The sequence below is a fragment of the Ruegeria atlantica genome (genome assembly GCF_013032505.1).
GTDB classification, from domain to species: Bacteria; Pseudomonadota; Alphaproteobacteria; order Rhodobacterales; family Rhodobacteraceae; genus Ruegeria; species Ruegeria atlantica_F.
In genome coordinates, this window is sequence record NZ_WQCG01000005.1 from 1 (window position 1) to 26169 (window position 26169).

A 26169-nucleotide genomic window follows, 5' to 3' on the forward strand; every position below is an offset into this window, starting at 1 on the left:
TACCTCCCAACTCAACATGAAGATCGTAAAGTGGCGTGCGTTTCAATTCGGTCATAATTCTCAACCTTTCAATCAGCGGGACTGGTCACGAACGACCATGACGGTGCAATGCGCGTTGCGCACGACCCGGGCCAAGTTCGGGCCAATTTCATAATTCGGGAAATCGCCTTTGGTCGACGCCATGACGATCAGATCAAAGCCGTCCTTGTAGGCCAGCTTCAGGATTTCGCGGTACACGCTGCCTTCTTCGACGTGAATTGTAACGTTGGAGGCTTTGGCATGATCCAGAATGGCCTGAACCGCATTGCGCACGTGATCTTTAGCGCCTGCACCATAATTGGCGGGCAGGTTCGGCAACTGGATGATCTCGGGGATGACGGCAACCGCATGCAGTTCGGCACCGTAGAATTTCGCTTGTTCCAGTGCGACCGGCAGGGCCAGTTTCCACGAGCGGTCGTCGGTGTGATCAATAGGCAGCAGGATTTTCGTGGCCATCACGTCTCTCCTCGAGATATGGAATTCTGTTTCAAAGGCGGGGGGCCGGGCTGGCCCCCCGTTTTTGTCGGTTCCGGGATTATTCGGCAGGTGAGCCGCCCGGTTCTTCTGACTTGCCGCCTGAGGCGAAGAACTCTTTCGTCAGTTTGAAGACGATCGGGCTCAACAGGGCCAGAGCGATCAGGTTCGGGATGGCCATCATGGCGTTCAGCGTATCCGCCAACAGCCAGACAAAGCCCAGATCCGCAGTTGCGCCGAAGTAGATCGCAACGATCCAAAGAACGCGGTACGGAAGCAAGGATTTGACGCCCAACAGGAACTCGACGCATTTCTCGCCGTAGAACGACCAGCCAAGGATTGTGGTGAAGGCAAAGATCGACAGCGCGATTGCGATCAGGTGACCGCCACCCGGCAGAGAAGTCGCAAACGCCAGCGAGGTCAGGGCAGCGCCCGATTCACCCGAGGTCCATGCGCCGGTCGAGATGATTGCCAGACCGGTAATCGAGCAGACGATGATGGTGTCGATGAACGTACCCAGCATCGCAATCAGGCCCTGGTTGACCGGACCCTTGGTTTCGGCTGCTGCGTGCGCGATCGGAGCCGATCCCAGACCGGCTTCGTTCGAGAACACGCCCCGTGCCACACCAAAGCGGATCGCGGCCCATACGGCTGCACCTGCGAAACCACCTTCGGCCGCCGAAGGAGTGAAGGCATAGGTGAAGACCAGCGACAGCGCGTTGCCAATCTCGCCGATGTTGATGATCAGAACCAGCAGGCCAGCGATGATGTAGGCAATTGCCATGGCTGGAACCAATTTGCCGGCAACCGCACCGATGCGGGTAATGCCACCCAAAATTACGGCCGCGGTCAGCACCATCAAGATAACGCCAGTGACCGAGGTGTTCACGCCGAAGTTCGATTCCAAAACCTGAGCAACACCGTTGGCCTGTACGCCGTTACCGATGCCGAAGGCCGCGATTGCACCGAACAGGGCAAATGCAACGCCCAGCCAGGCCCATTTTGCGCCGAGGCCGTTTTTGATGTAGTACATCGGGCCGCCTACAAAGTTACCGAGCTCGTCTTTTTCACGGTATTTCACCGCACAGACGGCTTCGGCATATTTGGTGGCCATGCCCACCAGGGCGGTCATCCACATCCAGAACAAAGCGCCCGGACCGCCCAGGAAGACAGCAGTGGCCACACCGGCGATGTTGCCGGTACCGATGGTCGCCGACAGAGAGGTCATCAGCGCGTTGAACGGGCTGATTTGCCCATCGCCCTGACCCTCACGGCCTGCAAACAAAAGCTTGAAGCCTGTGCCAATGCGCAGGATCGGCATGAATTTCAGCCCTACCTGCAGGAAGAAGCCGACGCCAAGGATGAGGACCAGCATCAGCGGCCCCCATACGACGCCATTGATGGCTCCTACGATTGAATTTAACGCTTCCATGGTTTCCCTCCCATTTGCGTTTGGTTTATGCCCCGTTGGCGATGGCCCGCTGGCGGGCTTGCTTGAGGGCGGTAAAGTCTTCGTCGGCGTGGAACGACGAACGTGTCAGCGGTGTTGCGGACACATGCAAAAAGCCCTTGGACCTTGCGATCTGTTCCAATTGGGCGAACTCTTCCGGTGACCAGAACCGGTCAATCGGGTGGTGTTTTGGTGTCGGCTGCAGGTACTGACCCACGGTCAGAAAATCGACCTTTGCTGCGCGCAGGTCGTCCATCACCTGTCGAACGTCGTTCAGGCTTTCGCCCAGGCCCACCATCAGGCCGGATTTAGTGAAAATCTCGGGTTTGGCACGTTTTGCATCGTCCAGGAGGCGCAGAGATGTGTAGTAGCGCGCGCCAGGGCGCACCGTTGGATACAAATGCGGGACGGTTTCCAGATTGTGGTTGAACACATCCGGTGCGGCGTCGAAAACCACGTCGGCAGCGCTGCCTTTGCCCAGAAAGTCGGGGGTCAGAACCTCGACCGTGGTTTCGGGGTTTTGATGACGCACAGCGCGGATTGTCTGGGCGATATGTTCGGCTCCGCCATCCGCCAGATCGTCGCGGTCGACAGATGTAATGACCACATGGCGCAAGGCCAGCTTCTTGACAGCTGCCGCGACGCGGCCCGGCTCGAACACGTCAAGTGCATCGGGGCGTCCTGTGGAGACGTTGCAGAAGGAACAGCCGCGCGTGCAGACCTCGCCCATGATCATCATGGTGGCGTGACGTTTGGACCAGCATTCGCCAATATTGGGGCAGGCGGCCTCTTCGCAGACCGTTGCCAGATTGTGGTCGCGCATCAGGCGACGGGTCTCGTAATACTCGGGCCCGTCGATCTTTTTCTTGCGAATCCACTTCGGTTTTCGCGGGATGACACTGTCAGCCTTCTTGGCTTTTTCCGGGTGACGGGTGCGAAGCTGGATGGTCATCTGGCTGTTCCCTCTCAGGCGTGGATTGCGCGGCCCATGGCATCGAGACAGGCTTCCTTGACGGCCTCGCCCATTGCCGGGTGAGCGTGACAGGTTGAGGCGACTTCAGCGACGGTGGCGCCCTTGGCCATGGCCAGAACCAATTCAGCGATCAGGTCACCACCGTGTGCACCGCAGATATGCGCCCCTAGGATGTTGCCTTTCGGGTCGGCCAGAACCTTGACCGCGCCGTCTGTCTCACCGGTCGAGCGCGCGCGTGAGTTGGCCATGAAGGCAAACTTGCCGACGGCGTATTCGGTCCCAGCCTCTTTCAGCGCTTCCTCGGTCAGACCGACCGAGGCGACCTCGGGGTCCGTGTACACAACGCCAGGAACGGTATTGTAGTCCACGTGACCGGATTCACCTGCCAGCATCTCGACACAGGCGACACCGTCTTCTTCAGCCTTGTGGGCAAGCATCGGGCCGGAAACACAATCGCCGATCGCATAGATGCCGGGGACCGAAGTCCGGAACGACTTGTCCACCTGGATAAAGCCGCGCGGGTCAAAGGCTATCCCCAGATCTTCCAGCCCAAGCCCGCGCGTTACGGGGCGGCGTCCGACGGCGATCAGGACCTTGTCAGCCTCGATCACCTCTTCCTTGTCTTTGCCGACCCGGTCCAATTTCAGCGTCAGTCCAACGTTGGTCTTGTCGATGGTTTTCAATGCGCGTCCCAGTTGGAACTTCAAGCCACGCTTGGACAACGCGCGCTGCGCGAGCTTCGCGATCTCGCCATCAATTCCGGGCAGGACGCGGTCCAGATATTCAACTACCGTCACCCTGGCGCCCAGTCGGGACCAGACCTGGCCAAGCTCCAACCCGATAACCCCGGCACCGACGACAACCAGATGTTCGGGTACAGCGTCCAGCGCGATTGCTCCGGTCGAGCTCAGGATGTCCTGCTCGTCAATCTCGATCCCGTTTAGCGGTGCTGGCTCGGAACCGGTGGCGATCAGGATGTTTTTGGCTTCATAAACATCGTCGCCAACTTTGACCTGCCCGTCAGAGGGGATACTGGCCCAGCCCTCGATCAGATCGACGCCGTTTTTCTTGAACAGAAACGCAATACCCTTGGTCAGATCGCCGACGATCTTGTCCTTGCGCCCCATCATAGAACTCAGATCGATGCTGGCCCCCTCGACAGCAATGCCATGGGAGGAGAGATGTGCAAGCTCGGCATATTTGGCCGAGGAGGTCAGCAACGCTTTGGAGGGTATGCACCCCACATTCAGACAGGTTCCGCCAAGCGAACCGCGGCCTTCAACGCAAGCCACTTTCAGTCCCAACTGTGCAGCGCGGATCGCTGCAACGTATCCGCCGGGTCCGCCCCCGATGACGATTAGGTCGTAGATGCTCATTTCGTGGTCTTTCAGTAGATCGGATAACTGGCGCAGAGCGCGCGGACTTTTTCGCGGGTTTCGGATTCGATCGTCGCGTCGCCTTCCGGCGACTGGGCCAGAGCGTCCAGCACATCACCGATCAGGTGACCAATCTGTTTGAACTCTTCCGGTCCAAAGCCGCGGCTGCAGCCTGCAGCGGTTCCCAAACGGATGCCGCTGGTCACGGTAGGTTTTTCCGGATCGCCCGGCACGCTGTTCTTGTTGCAGGTGAACCCGGCACGCTCCAACGCGGCTTCCGCGTCTTTGCCTGTCACGCCCAGCGGGCGTAGGTCGACCAGCATCAGGTGGTTTTCGGTGCCACCCGAAACGATGTCACATCCCCGTGCCATCATAACGTTTGCCAGCTCCGAGGCGCTGTCCACGACGCGCTGCATGTAGCTCTTAAAGTCTGGCTTCAGCGCTTCGCCAAATGCGACCGCTTTGCCGGCGATCACGTGCATCAGGGGGCCGCCCTGAAGGCCGGGGAAGACGGCTGAATTGATCTTTTTTGCCAGCGCTTCATCGTTGGTTAGGATGATCCCACCGCGCGGACCGCGCAGGGTTTTATGCGTGGTCGATGTGACCACATGTGCATGACCGACGGGCGAGGGGTGCAGGCCCGTTGCAACCAAACCAGCGATATGGGCCATGTCAGCCAGCAGCCAAGCGCCAACTTCGTCTGCAATGGCGCGGAAACGGGCGAAATCGATCTTCTGAGAATAGGCCGACGCACCTGCGATGATCAGTTTTGGCTTTTCAGCCTTGGCCAATTCCTCGACCTGATCATAGTCGATCAGACCTGCGTCCGTCAGACCGTACTGGATCGGTCGGAACCACTTGCCGGATTGCGCAGGTTTGGCTCCGTGCGTCAGGTGGCCACCTGCATCCAGCGACATGCCCAAAATCGTGTCACCGGGGCTGAGCAGGGCCAGTTTAACGGCGCCGTTTGCTTGTGCACCCGAATGCGGCTGAACGTTTGCGTATTCGCAGCCAAACAGCTGTTTCAGACGATCAATGGCCTCGGATTCAACTTCGTCCACGTATTCGCAGCCGCCATAATAGCGACGGCCCGGATAGCCTTCGGCGTATTTGTTGGTCAGGACGGACCCCTGCGCATCGATCACAGCCTGCGAGACAATGTTCTCGGATGCGATCAGTTCGATCTGTTCAGCCTGGCGTTTGCCTTCTCGCGCAATTGACGCTGCGACAACCGGATCAGCTTCGGTGAGCGACGTTTTGAACATGATTTCCTCCTCCAGCACCGAATCCTCAGTACGAAATTTTTTTTCCTATAGTGGAAATCGTGCAGCTAAAGCAACATATATCTCACATTTGTGAAGTTGTGCGCGGTGGGGGAAGTCAGTAACCTCTGATAAAACAGGGAGATTTTTATGGGCGACGAGACCCGTGGTGATGTTTCCTCACCGGAAGATCTGGATGAAGGTGAGGTTCTGGGGCGTTCCATTCGTGATGCACGCCGTGCAAAAGGCTGGACTTTGGAGGAGGCCGGACGCGCCGCGGGAATCGGCCGGTCCACCCTGTCGAAGATCGAGAACAACCAGACGCGACCAAGTTTTGATATTGTGCGCAGGCTGACGCAGGCGCTGGATATGAGCACGCCGCAGCTGTTTCTGCAGTCAGGGCAATCCGGAATCTCGGGCCGGCGGGATTTTACCCCCAAAGGAGAGGGCGAAGTCAAAAACACGCCGACCTATATGCACGAATTGCTGTGTCCGGAACTGACCAGCAAGCGGATGCTGCCCTATATCGCGACGATCAAAGCTCGCGACCTGTCAGAGTTCGAAACCTGGATCCGGCATACGGGCGAAGAATTCATGTATGTCATCAGCGGAGAGCTGATTTTTGTGTCAGAGCATTACCGCCCGCTGCCGATGAAGGCCGGAGATTCACTTTATTACGACAGTGGAATGGGGCACGGGTGTATTTCGACCAGTGAGGAAGACGCCAAAGTCTTGTGGGTTTCGCTCGAATAACCTTGGCGCCCAAGGCAGAAAAAAGCGGCCCAACGGGCCGCTTTTTGGGTTGGGTGTTGCTTGGGTTAGGTGTGGCCCAGAACCTTACGCGCAACGCGGAAACACTCCAGCGCCTGTGGGACACCGCAATAGATTCCGATGACGTGGATGATGGCCCGGATTTCCTCGGGCGAGACGCCGTTGTTGATCGCGCCTTTGCAGTGGATTTCCCATTCATGCATTTTCCCCAACGCGCCGATCATGGACAAGTTCATCATCGACCGCGTCTTGGCGTCGATCACGTCATCGCCCCAGCCAAATCCCCAGCACCAGGCGGTCATCGCCTCTTGGAACGGACGGGTAAAGTCATCTGCCGCCGCCAGGTTCTTTTCCACGTATTCCGCGCCTAGCATGTTCTTGCGCTGCTCAAGACCTTTCAGGAATAGGTCTTCGTCAAAAATGTCTGCCATGTCTTCTCTCCGGTGTATCAGCCCGTCAGGCGATGTTTGTACAGGTGGTCGTAGTGGGGTTTCATCCGGCGGTACACCTGTTTGACCCGATCCGGCGCGTCCGTGATCGAGATATGTTTACGGGGCTGCGGGGCCAACCCTGTCGAATTGGCCAGATTGGCGTGGAACGACCCGCCATCCCACCAAGAGTGCGCGGATGGGTCGCCACCGGGTTCCCAACTCAACGCGTCTTCCAGAAACGGGATGCCGACCGCTTCGCAAAAGCGTTCGGTCATGGCGTGCGGGTTTTCCAGCAGGTCATCACTGTCGATGACGGGCGGCGGCGTGCCGTTCAGGGCTGCAATCAGATCGAACAGGGCGCGCTGTTCAGGAAAGCCGACTTCCCCTTCGGCGAAGTCGGGCCACTGTTTGTACATCGAGGTGATCGTTTTTGCCGGATCGCGGATCAGGAAGGCGTGGTTGAAGTTCGACAGGAACTCGGCATTCCATATGTGATTGATGTAATGCGGGAAGTCCTTGATGAAGACAGGCCCCTTTTGCGCACGAGCTTGAATGTCGGACCACACTGTCTCCAGTGTTAGGCCCGGCGTCGTCACATCCCCCGGTTTGAACCTGTGCCACAGCGGGTCCTCCCCCTGATACCAAGCCTCGCCAAAAGGTTCGTGCAGACAGTCCAGATCTCCGCGCTGTCGCATCATCCATTCAAAAGCAGTGGACGTAGAGCGGGGCACCGCCCAGAGCGCGAGGATTTTGGTCATGGCGATGTTCCTTTGAAATGTGGTCTATAGCCGTCGGAGAAGTTCCCCGTGCGGTATTTCCGGCGCGAGGTTGAGAGATTTGAAGATACGCCAGTACAGCGCGATGTCGTGACCGATCACCGGTTTGCCAAGCGCGGCCTCAAGCGTATCCGCAAGATGCAGGGGGCGCTGTGGCAGACCGTTCGGCCCGGTGCGGAAATTGCACATGCCATTGATCAGGATCGCATCGGCCTGCGGGGCCTGTTCGGCCACGTATTCGAAACTTTTCATCGCGAGATCACCGTCAAACACCCATCTGTATGAATTGACCTCTTCCTGATTGTCGAACCATCCCTGATCGTGGAAATTACCGGCATACAGTACGTCGAACCCGGCTTCCTTCAGAAACCCAGCCGTGCCCTGCCACCATTCAGGCCAGTGATAGGCCGCGTTCAGTGCAACTTTTTCAACATTCATTTCGCGCAGCGCTTCGACCATGGCGTAACCGGCCATGTGGAACTGTGTGCCGTACTTGTCCGACAGATCCGCGCAATGCTGCCGGACCCCTTCGACGCCTAATCCACAGGCGTGGACCCAATTCGAACCGACCTGACCGCAGACATCGACACCGTTGCGGGACATGCAATGCACAAAGTCCTCGAGCATGCCAAAGTTCTGTTTGCGCTGGTCCAGCCCGTGCACGTAGTTCGGGACGTGCAGCATCCAGCCATGCACGCCAACCGTTTCTGAGCACATGCGCAGGAAGTCTGACGGGGCCGCATCGAAATCAAAAGGTGGGCTAGTAAACCCAACTTGATGGGGGAATAGCTTGTGTTCCGGGCGCCAGTCTTCGGGCATCAACATGGGTGGGTCACCTCGATCATTAATCCACAGCTTCGCGCATCCATTGCTGAAGTCGCGCGATCGAATGCTCCGACATCACGCCGCAGCCCGGGTCCAGTACCAGCGGCCCGGGGCGGTAGCCGCGGGATTTCAGGCCGCGGTGAACGCTTTCGACAAGATGGATGTCCTCCTCGACCGTGGTTTCGCGGTCCTGCACCGCCAGTTGCCGGATCACCGCGCTTTCCGATCCGCCCTCGGTGTACCAGCCACGCCAGACGGTGCAGTGGTCCGAGTCCACGGCGCGCCAGTGATAAGTGTTCAGCACATTCCCCGGATAGCACTGGAACGAGAACATCGGCCACAGGAACCACGATTGGTAATCGCCCGCGTGCGGCACCGACAGGTCGATGGGATAGGTCATCTTGTCGAGGCTCTGACACTCGGTCGTATGGCGCAGCACATAGCCACCGCCTGCGTCGGGTTGAATGTCATAGGTCTCGGGCTTGACCACGCCTTCGGCAAAGGTCGGGTGGTTGGTCGGGCAGTGATAGCATTCCGAGTAGTTCTCGATACTGACCTTCCAGTTGCAGTTTTCCGGAATCTCGACCCATTCCAGCGGTTCCAGATCGTCGATATGCGGAACAAAGGCGCGGATTTCCTCGCGTACGCCGGGGTACCATTCGTCCATCGGCGCGGCGTCGTCATCGAGGTTGACGAAGATGAAACCGTTGAACACCTCGGTGCGGACCGAGGTCAGACAGATGGCGCTGCGGTCGAAACCGGGGACAGATTTGATGTTGGGCCCGGCGCGCAGTTGGCCGGACAGCTCATAGGTCCAGGCGTGGTAGGGGCAGACGACGACTCGGGTGTTGCCCGCACCGGTCACCATCTCATGCGCGCGGTGCTGGCAGACGTTGTAGAAGGTGCGGATTTCCCCGTCGCGGCCGCGAATGCAGAACAGGTTCTGACCGGCGATCTCAAAGGCGAAATAGTCCCCCGATTCCCGCACCTGAGCCACATGACCTGCAAATTGCCATGTCCGGGCCAGAAGGCCCTGCATTTCCTGCGCGAAAACCGCCGGATCAGTGTAATAGCGCGCGTCCAATGAGTGGGTCAGGGGTGCGTTCATTCGGGCTCCTCCGCGTAGAGGCCAAGTTGGTGTCTGCGTTGGTGAAACCGTTCCACCCGCTCGACGATCTCATCGCTGGATACTGCGATCACGAAGGACAGCAGCGTTTCCAGCAACGCGATGGTCGAAACGGATGACGGAAAGAATTGCGGTGTGTCGGCGGCGACGACAAAGCCGTGATGGGCGTTCAGGATCACCGGGCTGGCCGGGCTGTCGGAAATGCCGACAACGGTCAGACCCTGTTGCCGCGCCAACTTGATCGCCTCAATGACCTCGGTGCGATAGGGGTGGCAAGTGATCGCGATCAGCACGTCCTGCTGGTCAGCCCAAGCCAGATCATCCACCGGAGTCGATCCGGGACGCGGGATGGCATGAAACTGCTTCATTCCCGTTGAGGCAAGGTAAGTGAAGTTGCGTGCATTCGAATTGTTGACGCCCACGCCCAGCGTGAAAATCTGGCGGCAGTTCCAGATATCTTCAGCAGCTGCTTTCAGGGATGTGGCGTCAATCCCTGCAAAGGTCTCTTCGATATTGCGGATCGCCGCGCCAATCATATCGGCATAAAGACCGCCCAGATCCCCTGACTTGCCAATGTCCTGCAGCCAGCGGGCGCGGTCAGGAAACGACACGGTGCCCCGCCGAATCGCATCGCGGAACGGGGCGCGGAAATCCTCGTACCCTTCGAAGCCCACCTGACGTGCCATCCGAACAAAAGTGTTGGGTTTGACCTTGGCCGCCTCGGCAATCTCGCGCACTGTTGAAACCCCAACGTCCGTTGGGTTTTCCAGCACGTATCGTGCGGCTTTCTGCGCCTCAGGGGTGAGGGCGTCCCACTCTTCGGTGAGGCGGTCGAGAACGATTGATGATACATTTGTGTCATTCATGATTGACGATGGTACATTTGTGGAATTAGCCTGTCGAGCAGAAACGCGACTCGGGAAGAGGAAAAATCATGTCCGAGAAGAATCTGCCGTCACATGCCCGCGTGGTCATCGTGGGCGGAGGTGTCATGGGGGTCGGTCTGGCCTATCACCTGGCGCATGAAGGGTGGGGCGGTGACACTGTCCTGCTGGAAAAGGCTGAGCTGACCAGTGGCAGCACATGGCACGCGGCAGGCCAGATCACGCATTCGACTTCGAGCTTTGGGCTGGGGAAATGCGTGGATTACAACATCGGCCTGTATTCCGGTCAGTTGGAGGCGGAGACCGGCCAGCCCGTCACATGGCATGGCTGCGGTTCGTTCCGTCTGGCTTATACCGAGGATGAAATGGACTGGCTGCGTCATACCCTGTCGGTGGGCTGTTCGCTTGGATTCAACATCGAACTGGTCGGGCCTGAAAAGGTGGCCGAACTGCACCCGTTCTATAATCTCGAAGGTGTTTTGGGGGCGTTGCACACGCCGGATGACGGCCATGTGGATCCGACCAACGTGACCATGGCGATGGCCACGGGGGCGCGTCAGAAGGACGTGCGCATCTTCCGCAATTGCCGCGCGACCAACATCACACAGGCTGACAATGGCGAGTGGGTGGTCGAATCCGAAATGGGCACCATTACTTGCGAGCATGTGGTGAACGCTGGCGGCACCTATGCCCGTCAGATGGGCGAATGGTCAGGGCTGCAATTGCCTATGACCTCGATGACCCACCACTACTTCGTGACCGAGCCGGTGCCCGAGTTCCAGAACCTGGACAAAGAACTGCCGGTGATCCGCGATGACCGCAAGGTCTCGGGCTATATCCGGATGGAGCAGCAGCGCGGGCTGATTGGAATCTATGAGAAAGAGAACCCGAACTCGGTTTGGCACGACCATTGCCCTTGGGAGTACGAAAACTGGCTGTTCGACGCGGATTATGATCGGGTGATGCCGTGGCTTGAGGAAAGCCTCAACCGCATGCCGATTTTCGCCGAGCTGGGTATTCAGCGCGACGTTCACGGGGCAATTTCGCACCCGCCGGATGGCAACCCGCTGATCGGTCCCGCGCCGGGCGTTCGCAACTACTGGTGTTGCTGTGGTACGCAAATCGGCATCGGCTGGGGGCCGGGCCTAACCCGCGAGTTGGCGCGCTGGATGGTTCACGGGGCAGCGGATATCTCGATGCGCGAATACGATCCGCGCCGGTTCGGCAGCTATGCGACCAAGGACTGGCAGGTGGTCAAGGCCGAGGAAGACTACTGCCTGCGCCACGAAATTCCCTTCCCGCATTTCAACCGTCTGGAAGGGCGCCCGATCAAGCCGTCGCCGCTCTATGAGTTGCTGAATTCCAAAGGCGCGGTGCATGAGGAAGTTTATGGTTTCGAACGCCCGCGCTGGTTCGCGCGGGACGGTGTGGAGCAGCGCGATCATTACTCCTTCCGCCGGACCCCTGCCGACGACATGGTCGCGGCTGAGGTAAAAGCGGTGCGCGAAGGCGTTGGCATCATGGATGTCACCGCCTTCACCAAGGTCGAGGTTTCGGGGCCAGATGCCTATGCCCTGCTGGATCGATTGACAGCCAACCGGATGCCGCAGAAAGTTGGCTCGATCACCCTGACCCACATGCTGAACCGCCGTGGCCGGATCGAGTTGGAGACCACGATTGTCCGCATGGCCGACGACCGGTTCTATCTGGTTTGTGCGGCCTTCTTTGAACAGCGCCTGCTGGATCATCTGGCGCAGCAGTGCGCGGATGAGGACGTGCAGATCACCGCTATGTCCTCTGACTGGTCCGCCCTGTCGCTGAATGGCCCTCGGTCACGGGATGTGCTGGCGCGCTGTACCGATGCTGATCTGAGCAATGCCGGGTTCCGTTGGCTATCCGCGCAGGAGATCACCATCGCAGGCCGCAAGGTTTGGGCCTTCCGTATGTCCTATGCCGGTGAGTTGGGCTGGGAGTTGCACATGCCCAACGCCGCCTGCCTCGACGTTTACAACGCGCTTTGGGCGGCGGGTGAGGCGTATGGCATCACCGACTATGGCAGCTTTGCCATGAACGTGATGCGGATGGAGAAGGGTTTCAAAGGCGCAGGTGAGCTGACCAACGAGGTTACTTTGGCCGAAGCCGATGTGCTGCGCTTTGCCCGCACCGACAAAGAGTATCTGGGCAAGGACAAGACCCTGAACACTGATCTGCCGTGGGTGTGTGCTTACCTCGAGATCGAGCCGGATGGTGAGATTGACGGGCATGGTGGCGAAGCTGTCATGTTAAACGGGAGGGTCGTGGGCTCGACCGCCTCGGTTGCTTATGGCCATACCGTCGGCAAGATCCTCGCCTTTGCCTACATCAAACCCGAGGCGGCCACTGCCGGGACCGAGTTGCAAGTTGTAATTCACGGCAAACCGCGCGCAGCCCGCGTTCTGGGGGAACCAGCCTATGATCCCGAGAGCCTGCTGCCACGCACCGACGCTGTATTGGAGACCGCCTGATGAGCCTGCCCGACAAAATGAAAGCCATGGTTACAATGGGCCATGGCGGCCTGGAACAGATGGTGCTGCACAAAGACTGGCCGCGTCCTGAACCCGCCGCCGGAGAGGTTCTGATCAAAGTTGCGGCCTGCGGTCTGAATAACACGGACGTGAACACGCGATCGGGCTGGTATTCCAAAACGGTCACCGACGCGACCACCGGCGGAGCGTTCGAAGAGGTTGGCGAAGAGGACCCCACTTGGGGCGGCAATCCTATCACCTTCCCTCGTATTCAGGGCGCTGACATCTGCGGTCACATCGTAGCCGTAGGCGAAGGTGTTGATCCCAGGATGATCGGCGAACGTGTCATCACCGATGGTTGGCTGCGCGACCCGTCGGACCCGGGCAACATGGATAAGACCGGGTATTTCGGCTCGGAGCGGGACGGCGGGTTTGCCGAATACGCCACAACTCTGGCTGTAAATGCCGTTCCGATCCAGTCCGACCTGTCGGACGCCGAACTTGCCACGTTCTCGTGTTCCTATTCGACGGCTGAGGGCATGCTGACCCGCGCCAATGTTAACGACGCCGATACAGTTCTGGTGCCAGGAGCCTCGGGCGGGGTCGGCGGCGCGTTGGTACAACTTGCCAAACGCCGGGGTGCACGGGTCGTCGCAATGGCATCGGAAGCGAAGCATGCGGATGTGGCGGACTTGGGGCCGGACGTTATCCTGCCGCGTGGGCCAGAAAACCTGCGGGCTGCGCTGGGCGACGAGAAAATCACGGTCGTCGCGGATGTCGTGGGTGGACCCTACTGGCCACACCTGATCGACATTCTGGAACGCGGTGGCCGGTATACATGCTCAGGCGCGATTGCCGGTCCGATGGTCGAATTCGACCTGCGTACGTTCTATTTGCGCGATCTGACCTTCACTGGATCGACCGTGATTGACCCTCAGGTGATGCGGAACCTTGTGAAATACATCGAGGCCGGAGAGATCAAGCCTGCGCTGGCAGCTACTTATCCTTTGGAAGAACTGCGCGAGGCTCAGGCCGCGTTCATTGCCAAACAACACACCGGCAACATCGTGGTGACCCCATGACGATAGACGACGTTCTCGAGGCTGTTCGACAACTGCACCAATCGCATGCCGAGCTATCAGCTTTTGGTGCCTGGCCTGACGACCTCATGGCCTTGGAATTGGAGCCGAACCAAATTCCAGCGGTGGAGCTGGTTCAGCAAACCGAGTTCCCGACCGAGGGTGCAACGAAATCCTTAACCGACGCGATCAGGGCAACCGCCCATCTGGCGCAATGGAAACACACTTATACCGAGGAAGAGGTGGGTGCCGATTTCCTCAATCGCTACGGTTACTACGAGTTGTTCGGCCCGAACGGTCATTTCCACTCGACCCAATTGCGCGGCTATGTCGCCTATTGGGGGGCGGGCCTGCATTATGATTGGCACAGCCATGAGGCTGAGGAGCTTTACCTGATCGTGGGCGGAGGAGCGACGTTCCGGGTTGAAGGGAACGAAGCCTATGTCGGCCCAAACCAGACACGCCATCACGAAAGCTGGCAAAGCCATGCGATGACCACAACCGAAGAGCCGATCCTGACCTTCGTTCTCTGGCGTGGTGAGGGAATGGGCGATTTGCCAAAAATGGATGCCGCATGAAAATCACCCGTATCCGCGTCTTTCAGACCGGCCTTCCTTATGTCGGCGGGGCCTATGTCTGGGGCGCGGGCAACGCGATAGAAACGGCCATCGCCTCGGTAGTTGTCATCGATACGGATGCCGGTCTGCAGGGTTGCGGCGAATTCACGCCCTGTGGTGAGAACTACATGGTTGCGCATTCCGAGGGCGTGGCGGCGCTGGCACGATTGGTTGCGCCTAAGTTACTGGGCGAAGATCCGCGACAGGTGGGGCGGATAGAACAGTTGATGGACCATTTGGTTCAGGGGCATGGATACGCCAAAGCTCCGTTCGATGCGGCGTGCTGGGACATTCTGGGCAAGGCCTGTGATCAGCCAGTCTGGATGCTGCTCGGCGGCAAGCTGACGGACGGCGCGCCGATGTACCGGGTCGCGCCACAGAAATCGGTGAATGAGACGGTGACCGAAATGGACCGATACCGTGCGCAGGGGTATCGACAGTTTCAGGTCAAAGTCGGTGGTGACTGGACCACCGACATTGACCGCATTCGTACAACTGTACCGCTGCTAAATCCGGGCGAGAAGGCGATGGCCGATGCAAATCAGGGATGGCGCGTCGACAACGCGATCCGGGTAGCGCGGGCAACGCGGGATCTGGATTACATCCTGGAACAGCCCTGCCGGACTTATGAGGAATGTCAGCAGGTGCGCCGTGTCGCCGAGCAACCGATGAAGCTGGATGAATGCCTCACTGGCATGCATATGGCACAGCGCATCGTCGCGGATCGCGGGGCCGAGATCTGCTGTCTCAAGATTTCGAACCTTGGCGGGCTCAGCAAGGCGCGGCGGGTGCGGGATTATCTGACCGAAAACCGCATACCGGTGGTCAGCGAAGACACATGGGGCGGAGAAATCGCAACCTCGGCTGTCGCCCATTTTGCGGCCTCGACACGGCCCGAATACCTGCAAAACACCACCGACCTGATGAACTACAGCACGCGATCTACCGGAATCGGCGGACCAATGTCGCGGAATGGCAAGCTCTATGCCTCAGATACACCAGGAATGGGCGTAGTGCCTGATTTCGAAAGCCTCGGTGCACCGATTGAGGAGTTCAGCCTATGAGACCGCAAGCCATTGCAACCCAGATGATCGATGACGCCCGCGTTCGGGTGACGCGATTTGACTTTGCGCCCGATGCCGAAACGGGGTGGCACCGTCACGCAATGGATTACGTCATCACGGCGGTCACCGATTGCCATATGCGGCTGGAATTGCCCGACGGCTCGGTCAACGAGGTTACGGTTCCTGCGGGAACCGCCTATCGCCGAGACGAGGGTGTCGAGCACAACGTGATCAATGCCGGGGACGAACCGATGTCCTTTGTTGAAGTGGAACTGAAATGAAAATTACCCGAATCTCGGTCTATCATGTCGATCTCCCGCTCGAGCATCCGTATTGGTTGTCCGGTGGCCGGCTAAAGTTCGAAGTGCTGGATGCGACGCTGGTCAAGGTCGAAACGGATAGTGGCCTGACCGGTTGGGGCGAAGGTACGCCTTGGGGGCACACATATGTTCCCGCGCATGGCCCAGGCATTCGCGCGGGGATCGAAACGATGGCACCGTTCACTCTGGGCCTTGATCCGCGTCGGGTGCTGGATGTCGAGCGGGCGATGGATATCGCCTTGCCCGGCCACCTTTATGCCAAAAGCCCGATCGATATGGCCTGCTGGGATATTGCCGGGCAAGCGGCGGGAATGCCGATTGCAGATCTGATGGGCGGCGGGTCGCGGACACCGCGTCCGATTGCATCCTCGGTGGGGGCCAAGACAGTGGATGAAACCCGAGAGGTGATGGAGCGCTATCGCAGCCGGGGCTATGTCGCCCATTCGGTTAAGATCGGCGGCGATGTGGAACGTGCTATTGCCCGCGTGCGGGATGTGGAAAGCATCCGGCGACCGGGAGAGATCGTCCTCTATGACGTCAACCGAGGCTGGACCCGGCAACAGGCCCTGCGCGTGATGAGTGCCTGCGAGGACCTGAACGTCACATTCGAACAACCCGGCGAGTCTCTGGACGATATCGCTGCCATTTCGGGCCGCCATGCCTCGCCCGTTTCCGTGGATGAGAGCCTTGTGACACTGCAGGACGCCGCGCGGATTGCCCGCGACGGGCTGGCCGAAGTGTTCGGGATCAAGCTGAACCGCGTCGGCGGTCTGACCAAGGCCGCCCGGATGCGGGATATCGCGCTGGCGCATGGGATCGATATGTTCGTGATGGCCACAGGCGGATCGGTTCTGGCCGATACCGAAGCGTTGCATCTGGCGGCCACCATCCCGGATGACAATTGCCACGCCGTCTGGGCCTGCCAGGACATGATCACCGTCGATATCGCTGGCGGTCGGGGTCCACGCAACATCGACGGCCACCTGCACCTGCCGGAAACGCCGGGGCTTGGCGTACACCCGGACGAGGATGCGCTGGGCGATCCGGTTGGAGTCTACCAATGAGGATCACCAAGATAACGCTTTGGTCCGTCGACCTGACCAGTCACGAAACCTATCATATGGCCGAAGGCAAATCCTGCGCGACGGTCAAAAGCCACATCCTGTGCCTGGAAACCGATACTGGTCTGAAGGGTTGGGGCGAGGTTTGCCCGATCCCACATTACTTGCCCGCCTACGCCGATGGCGTTCCTGCGGCCGTGACTGAGATGGGGCCGGAAATCCTTGGCATGTCGCCCTTCGGTGTCGATGCGCCAATGCGCAAGCTGGACGGGTTTTTGCTTGGGCATCGCTATGCCAAGTCCATGGTCGATATCGCCCTTTGGGACCTGTTTGGGCAGGCCTCGGGCCAGCCGGTGTATGCGTTGCTGGGGGGGGGCGGACGCGCAAGGACATGCCGCTTTATCATTCGATCACCTGCATCGCGCCGGATGACATGGCGCGGATCGCCAAGACAGCCTATCAGACCGGCATTCGTCAGTTTCAGGTTAAGCTGGGGGTCGAAGGCGACTGGCAGGCCGATGCGGAACGGCTGATCAAAGTGCGCGGGGCCGTAGGGCCGGGTCCGCTTGTTTATGGCGACTGGAACTGCGGCGCCTCGCGGCTGCAGGCTACGCGCACAGGACGGGCTGTGGCGCATCTGGATGTTATGCTGGAACAGCCCAGCAAAACGCTCGAGGATTGCGCGGCCGTCCGGCAGGCCACCGGCCTGCCGATGAAGATCGATGAAAATGCTCATGATCTGGCCTCGCTGCTAAGGGCGCATGAACTAGGCTGCATGGACGCCGTTGCGTTGAAGCTGTCGAAGTTCGGCGGCTTGTCGGCCATGCGCCGCGCGCGGGATCTGACCGTACATCTGGGCGCTGAGATATGCGCCGAATGCACATGGGGGTCGGATATCGTAACAGCCGCATCGCTGCACTTTGCGGCCTCGACCCCGCATGGGTCGTTGATGAACACCTGCGACTTGTCCTCTTATGTGTCTCCGCGCATCTGCCCGGACGCACCAAACCGTGACAACGGCCGGATTGCTCCGCCCGAAGGTCCGGGGTTAGGTGTTGTGCCAGACCCCGAAGTGCTTGGCCTGCCAATATTGGAGATCGTTTGACATGCTGAAAATCAACACCCAATCCGAATGGATCGCCCGCGCAAACGAGGTTCTGCCTGCCGGAGGATTCGGTAACTTCGATCCGGGTATCATCATCGCGCGTGGCGAAGGCAGTCATGTCTGGGATGAGGATGGCAACGAATACATCGATTACCTGATCGGGTCCGGCCCGATGCTGCTGGGTCATGGCCATCCCGAAGTGATGGAAGCCGTTTTGGAACAACTGCCCAAGGGCATGACGTTCTTTGCCAACAACGCCAGGGGCATCGAACTAGCTGAGGCCATCATCGATGCTGTACCGTGTTGCGAGCAGGTCCGCTTCGTGGCCTCGGGCGGTGAGGCGGACATGTACGCGATCCGTTTGGCGCGGGCTTACACCGGTCGAAGTAAGATCCTGAAATTCGAAGGTGGTTATCACGGCATGAGCGCGGAGGCACAGATGAGCTTGGCCCCCAGTCGTCAGGTCAACTTCCCGCAAGCTGTTCCAGACAGCGCTGGCATTCCCGACAGCGTGGCCGAGCAGATGCTCATTGCGCCTTTCAACGACCTGGAGGCCGTCGCCAACCTGCTGGCCGAGCATGATAATATTGCCGCAATCATGGTCGAGCCGTTGCAACGGATCATCCCTCCGGAGCCCGGCTACCTGCAGGGATTGCGCGATCTGTGCGACAAACACAGTGTTCTGATGATTTTCGATGAAATCGTCACCGGATTTCGCCTTGCTTATGGCGGTGCGCAAGAGAAGTATGGCGTGACGCCGGACATTTGCACTCTGGGTAAAATCACCGGTGGTGGCTTCCCCCTGGCCGCGACGGGGGCAAGTGCCGAGATTATGAAGCATTTCGACAAGGGGCAGGTTGGCGAGGAAGGCTGGCTGATGCAGCTGGGAACCTTGTCCGGCAATCCTGTCGCCTCGGTCGCCGGGCTGAAGACGATGGAAATCCTGCGGCGCGATGGCGTCTATGACCAACTGCGCGGGATCGGGTCGCAGTTGCAGCAGATGCAGGTGGACGAACTGAACAAGGCCGGTATCCCGCATCAGATCTGCGGCGACGAGACCCTTTTTGACGTCTATTTTACCGACAGGGATTGTCGCGATTACCGCAGTGCCAAACACGACGATCCGCAACGCAATGTCCTCTATAACGGTGCATTGCGCGCGAACGGGATCTTCAAGGCTCCGGGTAAACTCTATCCCTCGCTGGCTGTTACCCAGGCCGATCTGGATCAAACGCGGATGGCGGTCGAAAAGGCAGTTCAGGCGATCTGCGCTGAATAAGCGCCAAAACGTCATAAAAATAAAGTGGGCCGCTGTCTAATATGACAGCGGCCCTAACTGATTGGACTTCTGGGTCTGGTCTCGCCCCCTCGAATACCACTTAAAAGAGAACGATTTAAAAAAACTTTCGACTTCTTCGAGACCGACCCGACTTCTCAATCGGTATGAATTCTTTATGTACCATCTGCGGCACTGCCTCAGTGAAGTAGTTCACTTTTCATAAACTTTTTTATTTTTTCCAATCAAAAAACCCGGGTCCCGCCTGTTTCAAAAGGGATTCTGCCATGACGCGACCTATTTCCGGGCCGTCTTTGACCGAACCGGTGATGTCTTCGGATATGGATTCGGACCCATCGGGGCGCAAAACTTCACCGCGTAGACGCAATTGGTCACCTTGAATTTCAGCCAAACCCGCGATTGGTGTTTCGCACGACCCATCCAGTGCGGCCAGCAATGCGCGTTCCGCAGCCAGCCGTTTGCCGGTTGTATCGTGGTGGATGGCCTCAAGCATATTGGCAGCCCGAGAATCGTCGCTGCGGCGTTCGATGCCGATCGTGCCCTGTGCAATGGCTGGCAGCATGTCTTCGACGGCGATGGCAGTCGCTGGGACTTCATCCATATTCAGACGCCGGATGCCGGCCATCGCCAGAAACGTGCAATCGGCCACCCCATCCGCCAGCTTCTTGAGACGGGTTTGCACATTGCCCCGAAATTCGACCACGTTCAGGTCCGGGCGACGGTTCAGCAATTGCGCGCGCCGCCGTAGCGACGACGTGCCGACCACCGCGCCCTCTGCAAGGTCGTGGATCGAATTCAGACTGGGTGAGATAAAGGCGTCGCGCACATCTTCACGCAGCAGGAAAGTATCCAATACCAGCCCCTTGGGCTGTTCAACCGGCATGTCCTTGGTCGAATGCACAGCGATGTCGATATCTCCGCGCAGCATCGCCTCTTCGATTTCTTTGGTGAACAGGCCCTTGTTGCCAATCTCTTTCAATGGACGGTCTGCATCAATCATGGCGCGGTTGTCGCCGGTGGTTTTGATCACCACGATCTCGAACGCGTCTTCGAGCAGATCAAAGGCTTTGCCCAGTCGCTCACGGGTTTCATAAGCTTGCGCCAGCGCCAGCGGTGAGCCACGAGTGCCGATCTTGAGCGGTGATGCGGGGGTTGGCAGGGTCAGTGTCATATGCACAGCTTTAGTCGCGTCACATTGCCCTGACAATGGGGGCAGACCTTGACAAATTGACGCCGAAGGCAGACCCGTTTGCCGCAAACCAGACGAGTGGGGACAAAGATGGCCGAGACAAAGAAACTGCTGCGGGCGCTGGCTGGCGAACTACAGGACGTGCCACCGATCTGGATGATGCGGCAGGCGGGGCGTTATTTGCCGGAGTACCGCGCAACCCGGGCGCAGGCCGGGGACTTTTTGTCTTTGTGCTATAACCCCGAGTTGGCGGCTGAGGTGACGTTACAACCGATCCGCCGCTATGACTTTGACGCGGCTATTCTGTTTGCTGACATTCTGTTGGTGCCGCAAGCGCTGGGTGCGGATCTGTGGTTTGTCACAGGTGAGGGGCCGCGGTTGTCGACGATCACTCGGCAATCCGATTTCGATGCGCTGAAACCGGTATCGGATATCCATGAAACCTTGTCGCCGGTGTACGAAACAGTGCGAATCCTTTCGCGAGAATTGCCACCCGAGACCACCCTTATCGGGTTTGCAGGCGCGCCGTGGACGGTTGCGACCTACATGATCGCCGGGCGCGGCACGCCGGATCAAGGCCCGGCGCATGCGCTGCGCGAAGAAAACACGGCGTTGTTTGAGGCATTGTTGGAACGGATCACGCTTGCGACAATCGAATACCTTTCGGCGCAGATCGAGGCCGGTGCAGAAGCTGTCAAAATTTTTGACAGCTGGGCGGGGTCGTTGAAAGGCGTGGCGTTTCAGAAATATGCCGTCGAACCTTGCCGTGTCATTACGCAAGCCATCAAGGAACGCCATCCTGGAATCCCTGTAATCGGGTTCCCGCGCGAGGCGGGCGAAGGTTATGTCGGCTTTGCCAAGGCCACTGGCGTAGACTGTGTTGCACTGGACAATTCGGTTTCGCCGGAATGGGCAGCCAAGAATGTGCAAGCGGATGGCTGTGTACAGGGCAATCTGGCATCTTCACACATGGTGACAGGTGGCCAGGCGCTGGTGGATGAAACGCTTCAGATTGTTGAGGCGTTTTCGAAAGGACCGCATATCTTTAACCTGGGTCACGGGATCACACCCGATGCCGATCCTGACAACGTTCAGTTGATGATCGACACGGTGCGTTCGTGGCGGGACGGGTAGAGGGGTCAGCCCTTCTTGGCCTTCGGCCAATTCAACCCAGGTTTTTTCAGCCGGGTGAAGGTCTGGCGCGTGCGCTTCCGGAAAGCTGATCAAGAATGTCCTGCCTGTGTTCGCCCCGGCGGGGGCTGGGTTTGGGGCGCCAGGTTTCGGTTGAAAAGCGGGGCGCCGCAGCAGCTTGCAGTGCCCCGTGATGGTCGATCCAGGTTTGACGTTCGGTGTTCATGGGGTGAGCCTGTGCCTCGATCGGGTCGAGCACGGGTGCAACACAAGCGTCAGATCCCCAGAATATCTCGGCCCAGTGGGCGCGCGGTTTGGCTGCAAAAACCTCAGAGAGGCGCTGTGTGAGGTCCGGCCACAGTGCCGGGACAAATTGTTTTTGGAAATCGGGATCGTCGGTTAGCCCCAGTTTTTCCAGGAATTCGCTGTAGAACTTTGGTTCAAGACACTGAACTGTGATGAAGCCCCTGTCCAAGCACGTGTAGGTGCGGCTCCAATGCGGACCATCCAGCAGGCTTTGACCGCGGGTTTCGGATAGATTGCCGGTTTGCCGCAAACTCATCAGCAGGTTCATCATATGCGCCGAGCCGTCATAGATGGCGGCATCGACAATGGTGCCCTGTCCGGTGCGCTGTGCGTTGAGAATTCCGGCCAGAATGCCTGCGACAAGGTACATCGCGCCTCCGCCGATATCCCCGACCAGAGTTGCAGGTGTCTGCGGGGGGTGGCCTGCTGCTGACGCGTACCACAGTGCCCCGGACAGCGAGATGTAATTCAGATCGTGCCCAGCAGTGTCCGATAGCGGGCCGTCCTGGCCCCAGCCGGTCATGCGGCCATAGACCAATTTGGGGTTCGAAGCATTGAAGGTTTCGGGACCCAGACCCAATTTTTCCATCACGCCGGGGCGGAACCCTTCGATCAGCGCGTCGGCGGAATCGATCAGGCGTTTGGCGATGTCCAAATCAGCGGCATCCTTCAGATTCAAATCAATCGAGCGTTTGCCGCGGTCCAGGACAGACTGCTCGGGCATACCCGGTACAGCGGGCTGTCCCTTACGATGAATCGTGATGACGTCCGCCCCCAGATCGGCCAGTAACATGGCTGCAAAAGGGCCCGGGCCCAAACCTTCGATTTCAATAATCCGTAATCCGCTGAGCATGGGCCTTCTCCTTTCGGGGCAGGTTTTCGGGGATGCACAAGGATTGCAAGACTGGATTCTGCTTACTTGCCAGATGGTCACGCGGTCCTTAGCGTTCTGAACGGGATGGAGAGCGAGGCTCGGATGCGGTTGTGGGTCATTTTTGGTAGCGCCGTTGCGCTGGCTGTGTTGGTGGGCGTTTTGGCGCGCCTGCATCCGCCGGGCAGTTTGAAGTTGGCGGCGGGGCCTGACGGCGGCGCATATGCGGCGGTCGCGCAGGACTATGCGGCGATTTTGGCACGCGACAATGTTCAACTTGAGATCCTTGATACTGCAGGTTCTGTTGAGAATGCTGAACTGATGAACGCGGGTGAAGTCGATGCTGCGTTTCTACAAGGCGGTATCCGCGTTGACCCCAACAAGGCCGAGGCCATCGGGGCGGTGTTTTTTGAACCCGTTATTTTTCTGGTTAACGAAGGGGCTGACATACCGCGGAATCCGGCACTTTGGTCCGGTCTTAGGATCAACAGCGGCGAGCCGGGTTCTGGCACCGCTGCGGCCTTTCGGGACTTTGAAAAGGCGGTGGGTTTGAGTGAGGCGGATAACAGGCATCTATCGATCCCCTATGCCGATGCGGCAGCGGCCTTGTTAGCCGGAGACCTGGATATCGCTGTCTATGTTGCCCCCATCGAAGCCCCCTATTTGAAAGCGGCATATGAGGAACCAGGGCTGCGCGTGATGGCACTGGATCACGTTCAGGCAATCTCACGCCGGTTGGAATATGCCACGGTGGTAACGGTGCCGGCAGGAGGAATGTCGCTGGCCCCGGTTCTTCCGCCACGACCGGTGGAGCTGATCGCAATTGAGGCCCGTTTGGTCGTGCGGCCGGATTTGCACCCCGCGTTGATCAACCGCCTGACGATGGCGGCAATCGAACTGCACAGCACACGCGGAATTATCGCCGATCCGGGGGCGTTCCCCAATCTTGAAGGAGCGGGAATGACGGTAAGCAATACGGCCCGGCAGCTGATTCTTGATGGTCCTTCGACCTGGCATGACTGGCTTCCCTATTGGGTCGCGGCCCAGATCAACCGGGTTCTGCTGTTGTTGCTGCCATTTTTCTTTATCGTAGTGCCTCTGATCCGGCTCGTGCCATTGGCTTATGCCTATGCGATGCGGTGGCGGGTTTGGCAGCATTACCCCGAAATCCGGGACATTGAGGAAGAGCTGGCCAATAACCCCGATGTCAAAAAGCTGAGCGAGATGCAGGCGCATCTGAACGACCTGGACGAGCGCCTCGCGACGTTGAGGCTGCCTGCAGCTTATCGGCAAGGGCAATATGATGCACGATTGCATGTCGAACTTGTGCAAAAGCGGATCGCTGAATTGCAGCAGCACAGCGAGGCCTGATACAGTCGCGTATCCACAAAAAAGCGCAGAACAATGTGCGGAATTGACCTGTTCTGTAGTGATCTGTCGGGGTAGTGTCCCCGCCAGAACAGGGAACGTGCATGACGACAATTCTTTCCATCAGGGATTTACGCAAATCTTACGCCGGTGGGTTTGAGGCCCTGAAAGGTGTTTCGCTTGATATCGAGCAAGGCGAAATTCTGGCGTTACTGGGCCCAAACGGCGCCGGTAAAACGACCCTGATTTCCACCGTTTGTGGAATTACCACACCGACTTCGGGCACTGTTACCGTCGGTGGGCATGACATCCAGACTGAGTTCCGTGCCGCGCGCCGTATGATAGGTTTGGTGCCGCAGGAGATCGCACTTGAGCCTTTTGAGAAGGTCTGGAACACAGTTCGGTTTTCGCGTGGTCTGTTCGGATACAGCAGCGACAATGCCCGGATAGAAGAGATCCTGCGCAAGTTGTCGCTGTGGGACAAGCGTAAGAACGCGATCAAGGAACTCTCCGGCGGCATGAAACGCCGTGTGCTGATCGCCAAGGCCCTGGCGCATGAGCCGCGCGTATTGTTTCTGGATGAGCCAACTGCCGGCGTGGATGTCGAACTGCGTAAGGACATGTGGGAGATCGTGGCCGAACTGAAACAGGCCGGGGTCACCATCATTCTGACCACGCACTACATCGAAGAGGCCGAGGCCATTGCCGACAGGGTGGGCGTCATTGACAAGGGTGAGCTACGGCTGGTGCAGGATAAGGACACCCTGATGGCCCAGATGGGCAAGAAACAGATCGAGGTTATGCTGACCGATCCCATCCAGGTCATTCCCGATAGTCTGGCAGCGCATAACCTGACGCTGAACGGCAATGGTGATGCGCTGGTCTATACATATGACACCCATGCGGACCGTACCGGGATCACCACTTTGCTGAACGATGTGGCGCAGGCCGGTCTGGTGTTGCGCGACGTGCAGACCCGGCAGTCGAGTCTGGAAGAGATTTTCGTAAACCTCGTGTCCGGAGAACCCGCATGAACTGGTCTGCCATCGCCGCCATCTACCGTTTCGAAATGGCTAGGTTCTTCCGCACCATGGCGCAGAGTTTTCTGTCGCCCGTTCTGTCGACCTCGTTGTATTTTGTCGTCTTCGGCACTGCTATTGGCAGCCGCATTCAAGAGGTTGAGGGTGTGTCTTACGGCGCGTTTATCGTGCCGGGCCTGATCATGTTGTCGGTTGTGATGCTAGCGATTTCCAACGCGTCATTCGGGATCTATTTCCCCAAGTTTCTCGGCACGATTTACGAGCTGTTATCAGCACCCGTAAATTTCATCGAAATTGTAATCGGTTACGTTGGGGCTGCCGCCACTAAGTCGCTGTTTGTGGGGTTGGTGATCCTTGTGACGGCCACGTTCTTCGTAGACATACGCATCGAACATCCCTTTGCGATGGCGGCGTTTCTGATCCTGTCCTGCCTTAGTTTTTCACTGTTGGGCTTTATCATCGGGATATGGGCCAGCAATTTTGAGCAGATGTCTTTGGTACCTCAACTGGTGGTCACGCCGCTGATCTTTTTGGGCGGCACTTTCTATTCTATCTCGATGCTGCCGCCGCTTTGGCAAACAATCACCCTGTTCAATCCGGTCGTTTATCTGATTTCGGGCTTTCGCTGGTCGTTCTATGGGTTGGCAGATGTGCCGATTGGTTTCAGCCTGCTGGCGATTCTGGCGTTTACGGGGATTTGTTTGGCCGTGATCGGATGGATATTCAAAACCGGCTGGCGCATTCGCAGCTAGGGTTTGAGGCGAGGGGGCGTTGCATTTTTGCCCTTCATGTGTGGGAATTTGGTTCACGTCGCGTTTTAGGCCCGAACA

General features: G+C 58.5%; 26 protein-coding genes. 14 read left to right on the forward strand and 12 right to left on the reverse strand.

Annotation, left to right across the window (positions count from 1 at the left end):
• Positions 1-72: 72 nt before the first annotated feature.
• From GOW92_RS17220 to glyA, 5 genes are all read right to left on the reverse strand, one after another.
• Positions 73-495: a universal stress protein gene (locus tag GOW92_RS17220; RefSeq protein WP_170562404.1), complete on the reverse strand. Its 423-nt coding sequence runs from the start codon at positions 493-495 to the stop codon at positions 73-75.
• 79 nt (positions 496-574) lie between these two features.
• Positions 575-1945 carry an alanine/glycine:cation symporter family protein gene (locus tag GOW92_RS17225; protein ID WP_170562406.1) on the reverse strand — a complete coding sequence of 457 codons (1371 nt, stop codon included), beginning with the start codon at positions 1943-1945 and terminating at the stop codon, positions 575-577.
• A gap of 25 nt (positions 1946-1970) precedes the next feature.
• Entirely contained in the window at positions 1971-2915 is a 945-nt protein-coding gene (gene lipA / locus GOW92_RS17230) for a lipoyl synthase (RefSeq protein WP_170562409.1), read from the reverse strand.
• A 14-nt stretch (positions 2916-2929) separates the two neighbouring features.
• The gene (gene lpdA, locus GOW92_RS17235) at positions 2930-4312 is read right to left on the reverse strand and encodes a dihydrolipoyl dehydrogenase (RefSeq protein ID WP_170562412.1); all 1383 of its coding nucleotides are present in this window, start codon (positions 4310-4312) and stop codon (positions 2930-2932) included.
• 11 nt (positions 4313-4323) lie between these two features.
• On the reverse strand, positions 4324-5577 hold the full coding sequence (gene glyA / locus GOW92_RS17240) for a serine hydroxymethyltransferase (protein WP_170562415.1): 1254 nt from the start codon (positions 5575-5577) through the stop codon (positions 4324-4326).
• A gap of 147 nt (positions 5578-5724) precedes the next feature.
• Here glyA and GOW92_RS17245 point away from each other — a divergent pair, with 147 nt between their 5' ends.
• A complete protein-coding gene (locus GOW92_RS17245; RefSeq protein ID WP_170562418.1) occupies positions 5725-6327 on the forward strand; it encodes a helix-turn-helix domain-containing protein in 603 nt (200 codons plus the stop codon).
• 65 nt (positions 6328-6392) lie between these two features.
• On the opposite strand, the gene GOW92_RS17250 is transcribed toward GOW92_RS17245, so the two are convergent.
• From GOW92_RS17250 to GOW92_RS17270, 5 genes are read right to left on the reverse strand one after another with little or no spacing between them, the layout of a single operon-like run.
• Positions 6393-6776, reverse strand: a complete 384-nt coding sequence (locus GOW92_RS17250) for a carboxymuconolactone decarboxylase family protein (protein WP_170562421.1) — start codon at positions 6774-6776, stop codon at positions 6393-6395.
• Positions 6777-6793: 17 nt separating this feature from the next.
• The gene (locus tag GOW92_RS17255) at positions 6794-7534 is read right to left on the reverse strand and encodes a sulfotransferase family protein (RefSeq protein ID WP_170562424.1); all 741 of its coding nucleotides are present in this window, start codon (positions 7532-7534) and stop codon (positions 6794-6796) included.
• 24 nt (positions 7535-7558) lie between these two features.
• Positions 7559-8377 (reverse strand): hypothetical protein, encoded by an 819-nt coding sequence (locus tag GOW92_RS17260; RefSeq protein WP_170562427.1) that lies wholly within the window; start codon positions 8375-8377, stop codon positions 7559-7561.
• 19 nt (positions 8378-8396) lie between these two features.
• Positions 8397-9485 carry an aromatic ring-hydroxylating oxygenase subunit alpha gene (locus GOW92_RS17265; protein WP_170562430.1) on the reverse strand — a complete coding sequence of 363 codons (1089 nt, stop codon included), beginning with the start codon at positions 9483-9485 and terminating at the stop codon, positions 8397-8399.
• Positions 9482-10369 (reverse strand): MurR/RpiR family transcriptional regulator, encoded by an 888-nt coding sequence (locus GOW92_RS17270; protein ID WP_170562433.1) that lies wholly within the window; start codon positions 10367-10369, stop codon positions 9482-9484. Before GOW92_RS17270 ends, GOW92_RS17265 begins: the two co-directional genes overlap by 4 nt.
• Before the next feature lie 68 nt (positions 10370-10437).
• On the opposite strand from GOW92_RS17270, the gene GOW92_RS17275 reads away from it, so the two are divergent.
• From GOW92_RS17275 to GOW92_RS17310, 9 genes are read left to right on the forward strand one after another with little or no spacing between them, the layout of a single operon-like run.
• On the forward strand, positions 10438-12891 hold the full coding sequence (locus GOW92_RS17275; RefSeq protein WP_170562436.1) for an FAD-dependent oxidoreductase: 2454 nt from the start codon (positions 10438-10440) through the stop codon (positions 12889-12891).
• Positions 12891-13973 carry an alcohol dehydrogenase family protein gene (locus GOW92_RS17280; RefSeq protein ID WP_254453072.1) on the forward strand — a complete coding sequence of 361 codons (1083 nt, stop codon included), beginning with the start codon at positions 12891-12893 and terminating at the stop codon, positions 13971-13973. Before GOW92_RS17275 ends, GOW92_RS17280 begins: the two co-directional genes overlap by 1 nt.
• Positions 13970-14548 carry a dimethylsulfonioproprionate lyase family protein gene (locus GOW92_RS17285; RefSeq protein WP_170562439.1) on the forward strand — a complete coding sequence of 193 codons (579 nt, stop codon included), beginning with the start codon at positions 13970-13972 and terminating at the stop codon, positions 14546-14548. The genes GOW92_RS17280 and GOW92_RS17285 overlap by 4 nt, the downstream gene beginning before the upstream one ends.
• Positions 14545-15651, forward strand: a complete 1107-nt coding sequence (locus GOW92_RS17290; RefSeq protein WP_170562442.1) for a mandelate racemase/muconate lactonizing enzyme family protein — start codon at positions 14545-14547, stop codon at positions 15649-15651. Before GOW92_RS17285 ends, GOW92_RS17290 begins: the two co-directional genes overlap by 4 nt.
• On the forward strand, positions 15648-15932 hold the full coding sequence (locus GOW92_RS17295) for a cupin domain-containing protein (RefSeq protein ID WP_254453073.1): 285 nt from the start codon (positions 15648-15650) through the stop codon (positions 15930-15932). Before GOW92_RS17290 ends, GOW92_RS17295 begins: the two co-directional genes overlap by 4 nt.
• Positions 15929-17035 (forward strand): mandelate racemase/muconate lactonizing enzyme family protein, encoded by a 1107-nt coding sequence (locus tag GOW92_RS17300; RefSeq protein ID WP_170562445.1) that lies wholly within the window; start codon positions 15929-15931, stop codon positions 17033-17035. Before GOW92_RS17295 ends, GOW92_RS17300 begins: the two co-directional genes overlap by 4 nt.
• Entirely contained in the window at positions 17032-17565 is a 534-nt protein-coding gene (locus GOW92_RS24995) for a hypothetical protein (protein WP_254453074.1), read from the forward strand. Before GOW92_RS17300 ends, GOW92_RS24995 begins: the two co-directional genes overlap by 4 nt.
• Complete coding sequence (locus GOW92_RS25000; protein ID WP_254453084.1) at positions 17466-18137, forward strand: mandelate racemase/muconate lactonizing enzyme family protein; 672 nt, start codon at positions 17466-17468, stop codon at positions 18135-18137. Before GOW92_RS24995 ends, GOW92_RS25000 begins: the two co-directional genes overlap by 100 nt.
• A gap of 1 nt (position 18138) precedes the next feature.
• A complete protein-coding gene (locus GOW92_RS17310) occupies positions 18139-19416 on the forward strand; it encodes an aspartate aminotransferase family protein (protein WP_170562448.1) in 1278 nt (425 codons plus the stop codon).
• A 229-nt stretch (positions 19417-19645) separates the two neighbouring features.
• Here GOW92_RS17310 and hemC read toward each other — a convergent pair whose 3' ends face one another.
• On the reverse strand, positions 19646-20605 hold the full coding sequence (gene hemC, locus GOW92_RS17315; protein ID WP_170562452.1) for a hydroxymethylbilane synthase: 960 nt from the start codon (positions 20603-20605) through the stop codon (positions 19646-19648).
• A gap of 108 nt (positions 20606-20713) precedes the next feature.
• On the opposite strand from hemC, the gene hemE reads away from it, so the two are divergent.
• The gene (gene hemE / locus GOW92_RS17320) at positions 20714-21757 is read left to right on the forward strand and encodes a uroporphyrinogen decarboxylase (protein ID WP_170562455.1); all 1044 of its coding nucleotides are present in this window, start codon (positions 20714-20716) and stop codon (positions 21755-21757) included.
• Positions 21758-21803: 46 nt separating this feature from the next.
• Here the strand turns inward: hemE and GOW92_RS17325 are convergent, their stop codons facing one another.
• Entirely contained in the window at positions 21804-22913 is a 1110-nt protein-coding gene (locus GOW92_RS17325) for a CaiB/BaiF CoA transferase family protein (protein WP_170562459.1), read from the reverse strand.
• Positions 22914-22979: 66 nt separating this feature from the next.
• Between GOW92_RS17325 and GOW92_RS17330 the strand changes: the two genes are divergently transcribed.
• The 3 genes from GOW92_RS17330 to GOW92_RS17340 all read left to right on the forward strand — a co-directional run bounded on the left by GOW92_RS17330 (position 22980) and on the right by GOW92_RS17340 (position 26091).
• Complete coding sequence (locus GOW92_RS17330; RefSeq protein ID WP_170562462.1) at positions 22980-24302, forward strand: TAXI family TRAP transporter solute-binding subunit; 1323 nt, start codon at positions 22980-22982, stop codon at positions 24300-24302.
• Between the two features lie 101 nt (positions 24303-24403).
• On the forward strand, positions 24404-25333 hold the full coding sequence (locus GOW92_RS17335; RefSeq protein WP_170562465.1) for an ABC transporter ATP-binding protein: 930 nt from the start codon (positions 24404-24406) through the stop codon (positions 25331-25333).
• Entirely contained in the window at positions 25330-26091 is a 762-nt protein-coding gene (locus tag GOW92_RS17340) for an ABC transporter permease (RefSeq protein ID WP_170562468.1), read from the forward strand. Before GOW92_RS17335 ends, GOW92_RS17340 begins: the two co-directional genes overlap by 4 nt.
• The last annotated feature ends 78 nt before the right edge of the window (positions 26092-26169 follow it).